Genomic DNA, 15,674 nt, shown 5'->3' with positions numbered 1-15,674 from the left:
CTGCTCAAAATGCTCGCACGGATCGATTGGCCGCGCAAGGAGGGATGTGCCGCTACAGAATCCTGAAACCATTCGTGTTCCGGAAAGGCCGGGGCTCTTTCCTAGCGCCGGTTCACCGGGCCGCGTGCCGGTCTCGCCTTCGGCGCTTCCAGCAGCTTCTCCTCCGCCTCTTCCGGCGGCGAGGTGAACATCACATTGTCCCACTTCGGCTCCTTCAGGGGGCCGGTACCGCGGAACTGGAAAAGCCCGTAGAAGGGCTTGAGCGGCAGCGTGATGACACCCAGCAATCCGCGCGCGTTCATGCGGATGGTCATGTCCATCGTCTTGCGGTTGAGGTTCGCGGTGCCATCGCCGGTGAAAACCAGCGAGGAGGTATCCGTGTAGAAATCGCGGGTGCTCAGCACGCCTTCGGTCACCTTGAAACTACAAAAGGCCTCGGTTGCCTGCTGGAAACCCGTCTTGCGATCGAGCACCGCACTGAGCAGCGGCGAGAGCGGCCCGAAGATCGGCACGGAGAAGAGTTCACCCTCTTCCAAGGCGATGTGTCCTTCGCCGTTCAGGCCCGCGGCGTCCCGGCCCTTGTGATCGAAGTCCATGCGGCCGGTCACATAGCCCTTCGCGGCCTTTTCAAAGCCGCAGGCCTTCGAGAGCTCCGGCAGGCTCAGGCGGGTCCAGTCGATGTCACCCTTCACCTGCTTGCCGCGATCGTCCGGGATGATGTCGAACTGCCCGCGCATCTTGCCATCGAAGAGATCGAAGGAGAGATCCCGCACCTCGGTGCGGTCCGGCTTCACGCGCACCACGGTATCCAGCCCGTTGAGCAGCAGATCCGTACCCGCGAAGCGATAGGAGACCAAGCCGGGTGTCACCCCCTTGATCCGGAAGTCCGTCTTCGGAATGCCGCTGAAGAGCCCGATGGTGCCCGCGGCACTCAGCTCCGGAGTACGATGGAAGCCGTACTCCTCCAGATGATCCGCCACGGACGGCAGGAACATCCGCAGCACCGGGGCAGGCCAGAAGCTCCCTCTGATCCCTTCCAGCGTCAGAGTCGAGGGCACGCGATTGTAGCGCACCCGGTCCACCTTCGCCTCCCCCGTCATGGGACCGCCGTGGGCCTTGCGCAGGGAGTAGTCCGAGTAATCGAACTCCACCGTGCCCTCGGTGAAATCCAAGAACTCGTGGTCGAGCTTCATCTTCACCTTGGCCCGGTTGAAGGGCGTGCCGCGATAGGCCATGTGAGTGGCACTCGCTTCACCCCATGCCGACCAGTCGTGGGGATTCCCGCGACCGAAGCGACCCTCGACCCGAGCGGCCACCTTGGTCTGTTTGCTCTCGCTGAAATCGTGGAGAACTTTACCCAGCGGCACGCTGTCGAAGAAGCTGCGCCACACCGTCGGCTTCAGATCGGTGGAGGCCTCGTAGCGCACCTGATCGGCCTGCACCAGGACCCGCGCCTTCATCGAGCCGTCCGGCCGAGTCGCTTCCAGATTGTCGAGGAAGAGGTTCTTGCCATCCCACGAGACATCGCTCTCCAAGCGGCTGGCCGTGTGCTTGGCGAAGCGGACGTTATCCGCCTTCAGATGGCCCATGATGTGGAAGCTCGGCTTCGCGTCTTCCGGCCATTCCAGCTTGCCGCGGGCGGTCAGCTCCGGCCGGGACTCGAAGCTCACGTCGCGCAGCAGGCCTTCCGCATCCAGCTCTTGCAGGATCGGCGGCAGATCGAGATTCGAGCGCATCTCGAAGCGGCCGCTGCGGGTCGCCAGATCGAACTCCATGCGACCTTTCAGGTCGCCGCCACCGTCCTTGATCGTCAGGGATTCCAGCACCAGGAGACGACCGCGCATCTCGCCGCGGGCCTCGATGCTGTTGATCGAAAGGTTGCCATGGTTCATCGCCCCGCTGGTCAGGTGCAGGTCCGCACGCACCGTCTTCGGGTCATCCAGATCGCCCTCCACGCGCATGCGGATGACTGGCGGCTTGCCCTCCTCAAAGGCCCAGGGCTCAAGCAGCTCGATAACCCGCGAAAGCAGGCGCCGCCGGTAAAGCTGCGCCTCCAGATCCTCCGGCTTTTCCGTGAGCCGCTTCTTGTAGCCGAGCACCAGGGCCTCGAACTCCAGCGCGACACCGCTCACCTCACCGCGGGCGTTCTTCACCTCCAAGCGACGCCCGCCGGGCATGAGCACACGGCCGCTGGCGTTCTTCACCTCCAGCACCTTGGACTTCGGATCGTCCGGGTCCACGGGTAGGGTCAGCGAGCCACCGCGGAGGTCGAGCCGTTCCACGCGCACATCGCCGCGGGCCAACTTGGTGCGATCCACATCCACCACCACCTCGTGCGCCTTCGCGATCACGCGCTCGCGGCTGGCATCCGCGTAGACGATCACCTCGTCCGCTTCGATCCCCTGCAGCGGCCAATAGCGCAGGCGGCCGATATCCGCGTGCAAGCCCTGCGCGGCCAAGCCGTTCTCGATCTGGGCCCGCCAGGTCTCCGGCAGGCCGGTCTGATTCGCCCACCACAGGCCGCCCCCCGCCGCCAGCAGCGCCGCAAACACCAGCAGCGCCAACAGCGTGCGGAGCTTGTGGATGATACGGAGGTGCCGCACGGGGGGAACTTGGAACCCCAAACCCTAAATTCCAAGATTCAAAAAATGCACCCGCGTGGGGCTCGGGCCGCAGCCTTGGGCATTTCTTGGAAATTATAGTTTGGGATTTGGATTTTCGCCGCAGCGCGGCAGTGTCGGCCCGTGCGGTTCATCGTCCTAGGCAGCGGCAGCGGAGGGAATGCGGCGGTCGTGGAGGCCGGCGGCATCCGGCTGCTCGTGGATGCAGGACTCTCGGCCAAGCAACTCGTGACTCGCATGATGGCCAGCGGGATCAATCCGGCGACGCTGAATGCGGTGTTGCTGACCCACGAACACGGCGATCACATCAAGGGCCTGCGCGTGATGATGAAGCAACTCGCGGTACCGATCTATGCCACGCCCGCCACCTCGATGGTGGTGCGCGACGGCGGGGTCGGCGGGTCGTGGAAGATCTTCGAGTCCGGCGCGGGCTTCCGCATGAACGGGCTGGAGATCCAGTCCTTCGCCGTGCCGCACGATGCGGTGGAGCCGGTAGGCTTCACGTTCCGTCATGAGGACAAGTCCTTCGGCCTGCTGAGCGATACCGGGCACGTGACCAAGCTGATCCTCGATCGCCTGCGCGGGGTGAACGCGCTCTTCGTGGAGGCGAACTACGATGACGAGCTGTTAGAGGCCGACATGAAGCGCCCTTGGTCGACCAAGCAGCGCATCTCTTCCCGCCACGGTCATCTTTCGAATGCCCAGACCGCGGCACTGGTGGCGGAACTGATTCCGGCCGGACTGCGCCGCGTGGTGCTCGGCCATCTCAGCCGCGATTGCAACTGCCCGGTGAAAGCGGCAGCCGCCGTGCGCGCCGCCTTTATGGAGGTGGAAGTGTGTTGCGCCGGTCAGGATAACACCTGCGGCTGGTGGGAGTGAATTCATGCGATACCCCCTCGAGCATCTTGAAGACAGCGGTCCCGATCTCGATGAGGAGGACCTGAAGGCTCTCGAAGAACAGCTCAAGCTCAAGCTGCCACCCTCCCTGCGGGGATTACTGCTGGAGGTCAACGGCGGCGACTTCGAAGGACTCGCGAGCTTCAAAACCGGGAACAAGTCACCGGACGTGCGGGCCTTCTGCCGGATCGAAGAGGACCACGACGACGACATTCTCCATCTCTGCGAGTTAGTCGAATACTTCGACTTCCGCAAGCATCTACCGCTGGCGAGCACTTGGGGCGGCGACTTCTGGGTGATCGGTGTGAAGGATCACGCGATCTACTACTGGGATCACGAAGGCGGTCCCTTGCGGAAGATCTGCGATTCGCTGGACGAGTTTCTGGCGGGGATCGAGGTCGAACCGGCCGAGTCGGAGTTTGTGATCAAGTGCAAGACCGCGTCGCTCACCGAGATGAAGGCATGGCACGGCTTCGAAGAACATCGCGGGAAGATCTGCCAAGAGGCCGCGAAGCACGACAATCTCGTGCTGGTAAAGGGATGCCTGGAGGACGGCCTGCCGCCCGGCATGGTGATGCGCTGCGCGGCCATGAACGGCAGTTGGTCCGTGCTCGATCACCTGATCTCGCAAGGATGGGACATCAACAAGCTTGAGCCGGATGGTAGGACGATCCGGGATTGGACCGACTACAACCCCGCGCGTGCGGTGGAAGTGGAGAAGCGCGGTGGCCTTCGTTCAAAGGACTTGCCAGCCTAGACGGCTCTGCTCCTCCGAACAGCTTGCGGGCGAACACCACGCGCGATTGGAGCTTTTCCACGAACCCATAACTGGCTAACAAGGCGCTTCATGTCGCCCAACGGAGCCTCTTTGTGGAAGCGTCCGCGTTATCAAGCCGGGGGAGGATCCTCCTTCCTGTGCTTCGTCGTGTACGGAAATGTCGATCTCTCCACCACCCTGCCTGCGGCGAAGTACCGCGTGCAGGGGATGTCGGAGGAACTGGAGATCATCCAATATGATTCCCCGGAGTATGCCGCCGAGGTGGAATCCTTCCGCAAGGGCCAGGCATGGGAAGATCTGAAGATCCGCGACTCAGCCTTCGCCGCAAACATCGCTGCGCAGACCTCCTGCACCGTGCTGCGCGGCGAGCTGGGTGATCAGAGGGAACTCTACTATCTCCGGGACGCCGTGGGCATCGCGAGTTGGATGGTCGATCAGGGTGGCATCTGCGTTTACGATCCCCAGATGTTCCGCTGGTGGACGCCGGAGGAATGGTGGCGCAAGGCCTTCGAGCCGGTGGAGCCCGCGCTGCGCAGCCAGTGCGTGATCCTGACTTCTCCGGAGGGCGAGGGCAGCGAGTGGGTGCATACCCGCGGCATGCGGAAATTCGGCCGGCCGGACATCAGCATCCGCGGCGTGAAACCGGAGTGGAGGAGCGCGGCGATCGGGCTCTGCGACCGCTTCATCGAGTTCCAAGCGCTTGGCGGCCTTGTCGGGGAAGGCCTGGAGGTGAACTCTCCCGGCTTTCCCGAGGGCTTCACCTGCTGCGGAGGCGGGAAACTTGAGGACCCGGAGTTCGGCAACGCCCTCATCGAGATCCGCCAATAGGCCGAAAGGTCCTACCCAAACGGGTTTTTATGATGGTTTCATGGCGGATTTCCGTATTCTTGCGCCATGAAATCCATCGGCCTGCTGGCTCTTCTTCCTTTCGCCCTGATTGCCGCGGAAAGGCCGAACATCGTCCTGATCTATGCCGATGACCTAGGCTACGGTGACATCTCCTGCAACGGTGCCAGCGCCGTGCAGACGCCGGGCATCGACCGCTTGGCGAAGGAAGGAATCAATTTCAGCGCGGGCTACGCCACCTCGGCCACCTGCACGCCCTCGCGCTTTTCCATGCTCACGGGGAAGTATGCCTGGCGCCAACAGGGCACCGGCATCTTGCCGGGAGATGCGGCACTGATCATCGATCCAGCCCAACCAACGCTGCAAGGCATGCTGCAGAAAGCGGGCTACCGCACCGGGGTGGTGGGCAAGTGGCACCTGGGCCTCGGCGGCAAGGAGGGCGTGAACTGGAATCAGCCGATCAAACCCTCGCCGAATGAGGTCGGCTTCGACTTCTCCCACATCATGGCCGCCACGGGCGACCGCGTGCCCTGCGTGTATGTGGAGGATGGCAAGGTGGTGAATCTGGATCCCGCCGACCCGATCGAGGTTTCCTACAAGCAGCCCTTCCCCGGTCTGCCCACCGGCACCACGGACCGCTCCACGCTGAAGCTCGACTGGAGCCACGGCCACAACATGGCGATCGTGAACGGCATCGGCCGCATCGGCTTCATGAAGGGCGGCAGCAAGGCGCTGTGGAAGGACGAGGACATGGCGGACCACTTCACCGCGCAGGCGCTGCGCTTCATCCGCGAATCGAAGGAGCAGCCTTTCTTCCTCTACTTCGCGCTGCACGATATCCACGTGCCACGGGTCCCCCACCCTCGCTTCGTCGGCAAGACGAGCATGGGCTCGCGCGGCGATGCCATCGTGCAGGCGGACTGGCAGGTCGGCGAAGTGCTGCGCCTGCTCGATGAACTCAAGCTGGCGGAGAACACGATCGTGGTCTTCTCCAGCGACAACGGCCCGGTGATCGACGACGGCTACAAGGACGAAGCCGAGGCGAAGCTGGGCGGCCACAAACCGGCGGGCCCCTGGCGCGGGGGAAAGTATAGTATGCATGAAGGCGGCACCCGCGTGCCCTTCCTGCTGCGCTGGCCGGCCCGTGTAAGGCCCGGGAAGCAGAGCCCCGCGATGGTGAGCCAGATCGACTTTGCTACGAGCTTCGCCGTACTTACCGGGCAGGATTCGAAGTTCCCCGATAGCGAGAACATGCTTCGTGCCCTCACCGGCGATTCGGACAAAGGTCGCGACCACATCATCGAGCACGCCGGCCAACTCGCCATTCGCTCGGGCGACTGGAAATTCGTTCCCGGCAAGAACAAGCAACCCGGCCAGCTCTACGATCTCTCGAAGGATCCCGGCGAGAGCAAGAACCTCGCTCCGGAGAATGCGAAGAAGATCGCGGAGCTCAAGAGCCTGCTGGAGAAGGTGAGAGCCAGATAGCGCACCCTTACTCGTTCAAAAGGGAGCACATCACCCTAGTCACTCACTTCCCCCGCTTCTTCCGCTCCAAGCCTTCGAGATGCACCCGGCGCGCTTCGTCCCTGCAGCGCTTCTCCTTCTGCCTGCAACTGCGGCAACGCACCGCAGTCTGCTCCACCTCGCCGCGCGCCACTTCATACCACCACTTCTGTTGGCGACCGGTCCAGACCTCGACCTTCCCGCAATCCTTACAGGTGAATTCGTAGTCCAGATAGAAGCAGCCGTGGAAGGTGGACTGGAGGAAGGACCCGAAAACGCTGCGCGAATGCAGCTTCTCACGGTTGATCGGCGCGAGACCAAGCTCTCTGGCTCGCTTTGATACCTTCCGCGCTTCTTCCTCCTTTGGATCTGGCTGCTCCTTCTTACGCTTTCCATCCCCCTTCGGACGCAGCCGATTCCGTTGACGCCGCTGTTTCATCTCAGAGTCCGGCCGCGGCGTCTTGGAAGGCCTTCCGAACCTCGGACCCATCGGAGTTCGGGAAGTTCGCGCGCTGCACCAGCATCACATAGGCGCGGCCCTTCACCGGATCGATCCACGCCTGCGTGCCGTAGGCTCCGCCATGACCGAAGGTGCCCGGGGAAACGGCAGCGGTGACGCCCTGCGGCTCCCGCACCACGCACCAACCGAGACCCCAGCCATTGCCCGGGGTGAAGCCGGTTTTCAAATCGCCGCTCTGGACCGTCGTCATCTGCTTCACCGCTGTCTCGGAGAGGTAGCGCTTTCCGTCGAGCTCACCGCCATTGAGGATCATGCGGGCGAACTTAGCATAGTCCTCCGCCGTGGAGAAGAGCCCGCCGTTTGCACGCGGATAGCGTTCCTTGCTGGTGATCGGCTTGTTGCCGAGGAACATCAGCCCGGCCTTCTCCAACTCGCCCGCATCCGTCCGCTTGTAAGAGGTGGCGATCCGCGAGGCCTGCTTCTCATCGGGGTAAAAGGTCGTGTCCTTCATGCCCAGCGGGCCGAAGAGATGCTTCTCCAGGAACTCCGGGAAGGACTCGCCGGACACCACCTCCACCACACGCGCCGCGGTGTTGATGCTGGTCTGGCAATATTGCCATTGGCTACCGGGCTCGAACATCACGGGCTTCGCCACGATCAAGGGCATGAGCGCTTCCAAGCTGGCGATATCGCCGGATTCCTCCGGGGACACCTCGCTGAGGCCGGAGCTGTGGGTCAGGCACTGCTTGATCGTAACCGTCACCGGCTTGCCGTCCTTGTCCTTGAGATCCTTGAAGGCGGGAATGTATTTCGAGACCGGGTCGTCCACGGAGAGCTTCCCGGCATCCTGCATCATCATCACCGCCGTGCCGGTGACGGGCTTCGTCATGGAGGCGATCCAGAACATCGCATCCTTCGCCATCGGGGTCTTCTTCTCCAGATCGGAGAACCCGTTGGTAGAGGAGAAGATCACCCCCTCCTTGCCCGCAACCAAGGTCACGGACCCGGCGATCTCCTTGTCCGCGATCGCTTTGTCCATCGCTGCCACCGCCAGCGTGGCGGACTTCGCCCTGGCATCTTGCGCGGCAAGCGGGAGGACCGAAAAACCGGACAACGCGGAGACAAAGACAAGCCGGGAAAAGGGTTTCATCGATCCCACCCTAGGAAGCCCCTGCGACCGGGCACAAGGGGCAAAGATGACAAGTTTTTCCCCGCCCGTCTATAACCCGATCTTTCAAGAAAGAGTTTCATGACCTAGGCGTAGTCCCCTCAATGAAAGCTCACTTGTTGCTCGCATCCCTGCTGTTCCCGACCATCGCCATCGCCGCACCGGAGAAAGTCTTCAACGGGACCGGACTCGAAGGCTGGAAAGTCCAGGGCGCCGACTACTGGACCGTGGCCGAGGGTGTGCTGAAGGGCGAGAGCGATGACAAGAAGCAGAACTCCGTGCTGTGGTCGGAGAAGAGCTTCAAGGACTTCACGGTCGAGCTCGACTTCAAGTTCTCCGGCGACGTGGACTCCGGCATCTTCCTACGCCACGAGAACGAGCAGATCCAGATCGGCACCTCCCGTTCGCTCAAGCGCGACCTGACCGCCTCGCCCTACATCGGCTCGAAGCGCGGCTACCCGCAGGAAGCCGCCGGGGTGAAGGAACTCCTGAAGGCGGACGACTGGAACCACATGAAGATCGTGGCGAAGGGCAAGACCTACACCGTCTCCCTGAATGGCGAGCAGGTCATCGAATACGTCTCCGACACCGCCAAGGAATCCGGCCCGATCGGCCTGCAGATCCACCCCGGCGTGAAGATGAAGATCGAGTTCAAGAACCTCACCGTGGACTCGCTGTAATCTGGAATGGGCCTGCGCCATGCCCCTGAAGGCACAGCGCAGGCCACCCCCCTTGTTTTCTCACGGGCTCTCCACCCGGTAGAATCGCTTGGTCCCCGGGGTCGGGGCTCCGGCGTTCCAAGTCAGACTGGCATTCGCCGCGCCGACCTGTGCCGCGCCTTGATTGGACCAGGTGCTGAGGTTGGTGCTGGTCCGCAGCTGATAGTTGCCCGCGGCCACGGGCGTGAAGCTCACCACGCCTTGCGGGCTGAAGGTGATCGGACCCAGCGTGGCCGGTGCCAGGGTGCCGCTCAGGTTCACGATGCTGAGCGAAGAGTTCCCCGTGGAGGGATTGGTCGAGAACGCGAGGTGCCCCGGCGAGAGGAAGACCGGGCTGTTCACCTTCACGATGTTCGAGACGTTATCGATCGAGAACTTCCCACCGGACACGGCACCGAAGTTGTTAGGCCCGCCGAGATTCCGCTCGAAGAGGTAGACCGAGCCGGCGTTGTTCGTGCCGGCTACATCATCGCCGGATGCCCGCACCGCGAGCACATCCCCGAGAAGCTCGACGAAGGCTCCGAAGCCGTCCCCAGCCGCCGCATCCGCCGCCGTGATCCGTCCGGGAAGGAAGCCCCATGCACCAGTGCCGCCTTGATTGCGGGAAAGGCGGTAAACCGCTCCCGCATCCGCTTGGGACGCGGAGAGATCCACGCTATCCGCACCGACCGCGATGATATCGCCCGAGATCGACACGGAGCGCCCGAAGAGGTCTCCGAACAGGCCGTCCGCCGCATAGCGCCTGCCATTGGGCAGCAGTCCCCATTGGTTCGTGCCGCCTTGGTTCCGGCCATAGAGGTAGATTGCACCCTGAAACTGGACGATCGGCGAACTGGAGCTCGCTTGATAGTTCTCCGCGGAGGAACCCACCACCAAAAGGTCGCCTTCCAAGTCGAAGGTATGCCCGTAGGTGAAGCCGCTGGCGAAGCCGAGGCTCTCAACCCGCACGTTGGGCACCTGGCCCCAGTTATCGATGCCACCGCGGTCCTTCTCGAAGAGGTAGATCGACTTCATCGCGGTATCGTAGGAGCCCGCATCGGGAATGGCATTCGCTGCAAGCGTGGTCCCGTTGCACACCATCACGGTTCCGAGACGGTCGGCCAGTTTCCCGTTCGGCAAGAGCGGATCGGTGATCGTGAACTGCTTGATCAAACCCCAACTGTTGTCCCCGCCGACGTTCCGGCCGAAGACGAAGATGGCTCCCTGATTATCATTCGTGCCGCCCGAGGAAGTAGGAGCGTCATAGGTGATATCCGAGACTATGATCGTGTTGAGATCGGGCATCAGCACCTTCGTGCCAAAAGCGCCGCCGTTGCTCGCGGTGGAGACGAGGAAGTTCTTGCGGCTGAAGATTTCCCAAGTCCCCGCGTTTTTCTCGTAGAGATACACCCGGCTCAAGCTGGGTGATCCCACTGCCATGAAGTTGCCGACGATCGCAATGGAGTCGCCGAAGCTGCCGTTCGACAAGGTCGGCGGTAGCAAGGTCTGCGAGAAGGTGGCGATGATCGGATCAATGGTGATCGGATACTCGAAGCCCTGGTGATCCACGCGCCACGAGATCGTCGATCGATCCTCGTTCCATGCCAGCGCGGTGGGAATGTCGCGCCCCTTCGCATCGAAGGCGAAGAGCTGCTCGTAGCGCAGCGTCGGCACACCGGCGTCGTTGCTGAAGACCAAGTGATTGCTTCCCGCTTGCTCGCCCTTCAGCGAGGAGTCTACGGCGAACTCGATGATTAACGGCTCATCCTGCGAGGAGATCGCTGTGGCGAGTGTCATGCCATGTTCAACGCCCTTGGTGGAATTGACGAACCACTCCTCCTGATGAGGCCCGTGCTGATAGGCCACCCTGCCATTCTCGGCAGTGAGCATCGACTGACCTGCCTGCGGCTTGGCCAAGCTGAACGACCATGCGGGAGCGAGGGCATGATCGCCGGAAGGTGTGATGGTGATGCCATCCTGATGGCACTTCACATCCATCTGATAGGCGAAGTTCTCCGCGGCGAAGGCCTGGCCGCCTTGCTCTTCGCGGAACCCGTAGGCGGGCCCATCGGGCTGGCTTTCCGTCAAGATTCCTTCACCTCGAGCCTTTGTTTGATGGGGAATCGTGGAATCGTGGACACGCGGAGAATCACCGGAGGATCTCTGCGGGTGGGAGTGGAGACGCTGCTTCACCGGGATGAATGCCGCGAGGGAAGCCCCGAGGCAAAGGGTGATGGCGAGCAGACGGGACCTCGAAGTCATAAGGGTACAGGAGATGTTGGAGCTTGGCGACAGGAGCTCCCCGCGGATCGGGGGAGGCCGGGCGGAACAATCCGCTCGACACAAGTTCGACGCACCGGCCCGGTGCTTCTTGGTACTTTCCCGGATTTCCTTCCTCCCGCTCACCCGCGGATCCCGGATGACAAGCACAACAAATGAAAAGGGGCGCGAGATGCGCCCCTTTCCAAGAATCAATCTGGCTTATCGCAGCGCTTAGGCCGGAGCACCCTTCTCGATGATATCGAGGAAGCTCTGCGGCTCCAGCGAGGCACCACCGATCAGTGCGCCGTCGATGTCCGGGCAGGCCATAAGTTCGGCCGCGTTGCTGGGCTTCACCGAGCCACCGTACTGGATCCGGATCTTCGCCGCGCTGTCCGCGCCGAACTGCTCCGCCACCAGCGAACGGACGAAAGCGTGTGCCTCCTGAGCCTGCGCTGCCGAGGCGGTCACGCCGGTGCCGATCGCCCAGACCGGCTCGTAAGCGATCACCGTATCGAGCAGGTCGCGCTCGGAGAGACCCTGCAGACCGGCGCTGACCTGGGTGCGCAGCACCTTCTCCAGCTTGCCGGCCTCGCGCTCCTCGAGCGTTTCGCCGATGCAGAAGATCGGCTTCATGTTCAACTCGCGGGCCTTGCGGACCTTCGCGTTGATCACTTCATCCGTCTCACCGTAGATCGCGCGGCGCTCGCTGTGACCGAGGATCACGTAGTGCACGAAGAATTCCTTCAGCATCATCGCGCTGATCTCACCGGTGTAGGCACCGGAATCGAACTGCGAGCAATTCTGGGCGGCGAGCGCGATGCTCGAGACATTCCCCAGGATCTCCGCCGCCTTCGACAGCGAAACGAAGGGAGGCGCGATCACGATATCGCAGGGGAAAGTGCGGTTCTGAACCTTGGAAAGGAAACTACGGGCGAAGTCCTCCGTTTCGGAGGGCCCCTTGTTCATCTTCCAGTTGGCGGCAAAGATGGGCTTGCGGAACATGGCAAATCAGTTGGGTGCGGGATCAACAGCGGGAATCGGGCCAAGTCAAGCTTCGGAGAGCGCCGCCACACCGGGAAGCACCTTTCCTTCAAGCAATTCCAGCGACGCGCCGCCGCCGGTGGAGATGAAGGTCATCTCATCGTCCAGACCGTATTTGTTCACAGCGGTGACGGAATCGCCACCGCCCACGATGGTCACGGCATCGCTCTTGGCCATGGCCTCGGCGATCGCCTTGGTGCCCTTGCCGAAGCTGTCGATCTCGAACACGCCCATCGGGCCGTTCCAGATGATCGTTTTGGCCTTGGCCACTTCCTTCACGAATTCATCGATGGCGATATCGCCGATGTCGATGCCTTCCCAGCCGTCCGGCGTTTCGCCGCCCTGCTCGTAGGCACCGGTGCCCTTGGTCTCGGCACCTTCCTTGAATTCCTGGGTGATGCGGGTATCGGCGGGCAGCAGGAAGCCCACGCCCTTGTCCTTCGCGGTCGCCAGCAGGTCGAGCGCGAGGTCCAGCTTGTCGGCTTCCACGCGGCTGTTGCCGGTCTTGTAGCCCTGAGCCTTGCGGAAGGTATTGGCCATCGCGCCGCCGATCAGGAAGGCATCCGCCTTCTCCATCAGCTTGGAGATCACTTGGATCTTATCGGAAACCTTGGAGCCGCCCATGATCACGAGGAAGGGGCGCTCGGGATTCTGCAGCTTGCCGTCGAGATACTCGAGCTCGCGCTCCATCAGGAAGCCCATGGCGCTCTTCGGGATGAAGTGGGTCACGCCTTCCGTGGAAGCGTGGGCGCGGTGCGCGGTGCCGAAGGCGTCGTTCACGTAGATCTCGGCGGAGCCGGCGAGAGCCTTCGCGTAATCGGACTCGTTCGCTTCTTCCGCGGGGTAGAAGCGGGTGTTCTCCAGCAGCAGCACCTGGCCGGGCTGCAGTGCGGCGCGCAGGGCGGCGGTCTCCTCGCCGATGCTGTCCGGAGCAAGCTTCACGTCCTGGCCGAGGATCTCACCGAGGCGGACCGCAGCGGGAGCCAGCGAGAACTTCGCTTCCGGGCCACCCTTCGGGCGACCGAGGTGGGAGGCCAGCACCAGCTTGGCACCACCAGCCAGCAAATGCTTGATGGAAGGCACCGCTGCCTGGATGCGGGTATCGTCGGTGATCGCGCCGTCTTCGAGCGGGACGTTGAAGTCCACACGCATGAGGACTTCTTTACCATTCACATCGAGGTCGCGGATCGAAAGCTTGGCCATGGGGCGGGGTTGCCGCAGGACGCCTTGCAAGTCAAGCACCGCGTGGGACCGATCCTGCCAGCATCCCCGGACCCGTCACCGGTTCCGACACTGCCCCGGGGCTCACCTCCACCGCCACCACGCACACGTCGTCGTCGTGGTGACGCCGCTTCTGGAAGGCCGCCACCTCGCAAATCACCTTGGCCGGCATGGCGGCCAGCGGGCCGTCGAGGGCCTCGTCGAAGGTCGCGACCAGCCGTTGGATGCCGAAATCCTTCCCGGAGGGATTCTCCGCCTCCACCACCCCGTCCGTGTAGAGCAGGAAGACATCCCCCGCCCGGATCGAGGAATTCGCCGTCTGGTAGGCCGTGGCGGGCATCAGGCCCAGCGCAGGCTGCCGCTGCGCGCCGCTCCACAGTAGTTGGGGCGGATTGCCGGTGCTGCGCCGCGCCCGCAGGGGGGCAGGGTGCCCTGCCACCGCCCAGCTCGCCTTCGCCTCCTTGGTATCCAGCACCAGGAAGAAGGCGGTCACAAACAGGGTCTGGTGGCTGCGCTCGATCACCTCGAAGAGCTCGCGGTTCAGGATCCCGAGGAACGCCCCCGGATCGTGAGCGGAGGCCACGTGATTCCGCACCAGCGCCCGCAGGATCGCCGTGACCAGCGCCGAGCGGGCCCCGTGCCCCATCACATCCGCGATCAGCACGCCGGTGCGGTGCTCATCCAGCTCCAGCAGATCGAAGAAATCCCCGCCCACTGTCGAGGCCGGCTGGTAGAAGTGCGCGAAGCCCAGCCGCAGCGGGTCCTTCGCCAGATGCGCGGGCGTCTCCGGGAAACTCGTCGGCATGAGCGCGGTCTGGAACTCGCGCGCCATCTCCAGTTCCTCCCGGATCAGGGAGGTCTTGGCATCCACCTCCGCCTCCAGCTCCCGGTGATAGCGCATCACCCGGTCGGTCATCGCGCCGAAGTCCTCCGCCAGTTCCTGCACCTCGTCGCCCGTTTGGATCGAGCGGATCCGGTGCAGATCCTCTTCCGCCGTCTTCCGCAGCGCGAAGGCCTCCGTCTCGGACATGCCGACATCGGTGCGCAGATGGGCGGTGGCGGCCACCGAGCGGGCCGCCTGCCCCAGCGCCGAGATCGGCTTGAGGATCTTCCGGTTCACCAAGGCGTAGCCGCCCAGCAAACACACCCCGGTGGCCAGTCCCGCGGCCAGACCGATCAGGACAACCTGCCGCCGCAGAGGGGCGACCACCTCGTCCTTCGGTGAAGAAAAGAGCACGTAGCCATCCGGCTCCGAGCGCCGCCGGTCCGATCCCCGCGATTCGATCGAGGCGAACCCACTCATCCGCTCCTCCGGGCTGTTCCCCGGATGATTCAGGGTCCAGCCATTCCGGGCCGCGCGGATGACCAGCATCGCATCAGGGTCCAGCGTGGTCCCCTGCGCCTCATAGCCGGTCGCACCGGAGCGGGCCAGCACCCGGCTGTCCGGCAGCAGGATCTCCAGTTGCCCGCCGCTGTCGTCGCGTGAGGTCCGGAGTTGCGAGAACAGCGGGGTGACATCCAGCACCAGCTTCGCCACCCCCTTCAGCTCGCCCTTGCGGTGAATCGGCAGCACCAGATCCAGCGAGAATACCCCGGCGCTCTCGTCGAAGTGCAGCGAGTCCGTCCACATCCCGCTTTCCGGCAGGGTGCGACCCACGCTCCACCACGCCTCGTCCGATTGATCGTAGTCGCTGGCCTTTTGCGAAGCCGCCACCAAACGCCCGGTGGTATCCGCCACCAGCACCTCCGCCACCGTTTTGTGCGAGGTCGCGAATCGCAGCAGGCTGTTGGTTCCCGGGTTCCCCAGAATCTCGCGCAGCACCGGGTCATCCTCCGACATCTCCTTCCACCTCGCCTCGGTGGCCTTCATGTCCGGTTCAGCCCCGGTCACCAGCCCGGAGAGATAATCGAGCAGGGCCGGATCCGCCGCCACCCAGCTCCAGAAATTGCCCGCCTGGAACTCCACCGAGCGCTCCAGCGACCGTGCGGTCGCCCGCGCCTCCGCCTCGTGCAAGCGCCCCTTGGTGGCCAGCAAATGCCGGAACCCGAAGGTTTCCAGAACCACCAGCCCTACCAGAAACGGAATCAGGGCTGCGATCGCCAGTGCCAGGGCGAACTTTCCGCGCAGTCCCATATTGCTCAATTTCACCACTCGCACACTAAGGCCTCTAAGCGGCGA

The 15,674-nt window shown here is 63.3% G+C and carries 12 protein-coding genes; 5 read left to right on the top strand and 7 right to left on the bottom strand.

The window, feature by feature from the left end; translation table 11 throughout:
* Positions 1 to 101 precede the first annotated feature (101 nt).
* On the bottom strand, positions 102 to 2,603 hold the full coding sequence (locus tag OJ996_RS21405) for an AsmA-like C-terminal region-containing protein (RefSeq protein ID WP_264515729.1): 2,502 nt from the start codon (positions 2,601 to 2,603) through the stop codon (positions 102 to 104).
* Between the two features lie 141 nt (positions 2,604 to 2,744).
* Here OJ996_RS21405 and OJ996_RS21400 point away from each other — a divergent pair, with 141 nt between their 5' ends.
* The 4 genes from OJ996_RS21400 to OJ996_RS21385 all read left to right on the top strand — a co-directional run bounded on the left by OJ996_RS21400 (position 2,745) and on the right by OJ996_RS21385 (position 6,627).
* The gene (locus OJ996_RS21400; RefSeq protein ID WP_264515728.1) at positions 2,745 to 3,500 is read left to right on the top strand and encodes an MBL fold metallo-hydrolase; all 756 of its coding nucleotides are present in this window, start codon (positions 2,745 to 2,747) and stop codon (positions 3,498 to 3,500) included.
* Positions 3,501 to 3,504: 4 nt separating this feature from the next.
* The gene (locus tag OJ996_RS21395; protein ID WP_264515727.1) at positions 3,505 to 4,275 is read left to right on the top strand and encodes an SMI1/KNR4 family protein; all 771 of its coding nucleotides are present in this window, start codon (positions 3,505 to 3,507) and stop codon (positions 4,273 to 4,275) included.
* Positions 4,276 to 4,365: 90 nt separating this feature from the next.
* Entirely contained in the window at positions 4,366 to 5,124 is a 759-nt protein-coding gene (locus OJ996_RS21390; protein WP_264515726.1) for a hypothetical protein, read from the top strand.
* Between the two features lie 66 nt (positions 5,125 to 5,190).
* The gene (locus tag OJ996_RS21385; protein ID WP_264515725.1) at positions 5,191 to 6,627 is read left to right on the top strand and encodes a sulfatase family protein; all 1,437 of its coding nucleotides are present in this window, start codon (positions 5,191 to 5,193) and stop codon (positions 6,625 to 6,627) included.
* A gap of 43 nt (positions 6,628 to 6,670) precedes the next feature.
* On the opposite strand, the gene OJ996_RS21380 is transcribed toward OJ996_RS21385, so the two are convergent.
* Together OJ996_RS21380 and OJ996_RS21375 are read right to left on the bottom strand one after the other, a co-directional pair.
* Positions 6,671 to 7,084 (bottom strand): zinc-ribbon domain containing protein, encoded by a 414-nt coding sequence (locus OJ996_RS21380; protein ID WP_264515724.1) that lies wholly within the window; start codon positions 7,082 to 7,084, stop codon positions 6,671 to 6,673.
* Between the two features lies 1 nt (position 7,085).
* Positions 7,086 to 8,255 carry a serine hydrolase domain-containing protein gene (locus OJ996_RS21375; RefSeq protein ID WP_264515723.1) on the bottom strand — a complete coding sequence of 390 codons (1,170 nt, stop codon included), beginning with the start codon at positions 8,253 to 8,255 and terminating at the stop codon, positions 7,086 to 7,088.
* A 122-nt stretch (positions 8,256 to 8,377) separates the two neighbouring features.
* Between OJ996_RS21375 and OJ996_RS21370 the strand changes: the two genes are divergently transcribed.
* Positions 8,378 to 8,953 carry a 3-keto-disaccharide hydrolase gene (locus OJ996_RS21370; RefSeq protein WP_264515722.1) on the top strand — a complete coding sequence of 192 codons (576 nt, stop codon included), beginning with the start codon at positions 8,378 to 8,380 and terminating at the stop codon, positions 8,951 to 8,953.
* 60 nt (positions 8,954 to 9,013) lie between these two features.
* Here OJ996_RS21370 and OJ996_RS21365 read toward each other — a convergent pair whose 3' ends face one another.
* The 4 genes from OJ996_RS21365 to OJ996_RS21350 form a co-directional block, all read right to left on the bottom strand.
* Entirely contained in the window at positions 9,014 to 11,233 is a 2,220-nt protein-coding gene (locus OJ996_RS21365; protein ID WP_264515721.1) for an FG-GAP repeat protein, read from the bottom strand.
* A 231-nt stretch (positions 11,234 to 11,464) separates the two neighbouring features.
* A complete protein-coding gene (gene tpiA / locus OJ996_RS21360) occupies positions 11,465 to 12,235 on the bottom strand; it encodes a triose-phosphate isomerase (protein WP_264515720.1) in 771 nt (256 codons plus the stop codon).
* Positions 12,236 to 12,280: 45 nt separating this feature from the next.
* Positions 12,281 to 13,477, bottom strand: a complete 1,197-nt coding sequence (locus OJ996_RS21355; protein WP_264515719.1) for a phosphoglycerate kinase — start codon at positions 13,475 to 13,477, stop codon at positions 12,281 to 12,283.
* Between the two features lie 31 nt (positions 13,478 to 13,508).
* Positions 13,509 to 15,644, bottom strand: coding sequence for a SpoIIE family protein phosphatase (locus OJ996_RS21350; RefSeq protein WP_264515718.1), 2,136 nt, complete (start codon positions 15,642 to 15,644; stop codon positions 13,509 to 13,511).
* Between the last annotated feature and the right edge of the window lie 30 nt (positions 15,645 to 15,674).

Source organism: Luteolibacter rhizosphaerae (genome assembly GCF_025950095.1).
In the GTDB taxonomy this organism is placed as follows: domain Bacteria; phylum Verrucomicrobiota; class Verrucomicrobiia; order Verrucomicrobiales; family Akkermansiaceae; genus Haloferula; species Haloferula rhizosphaerae.
This window is presented reverse-complemented; position numbering and strand designations above follow the sequence as displayed.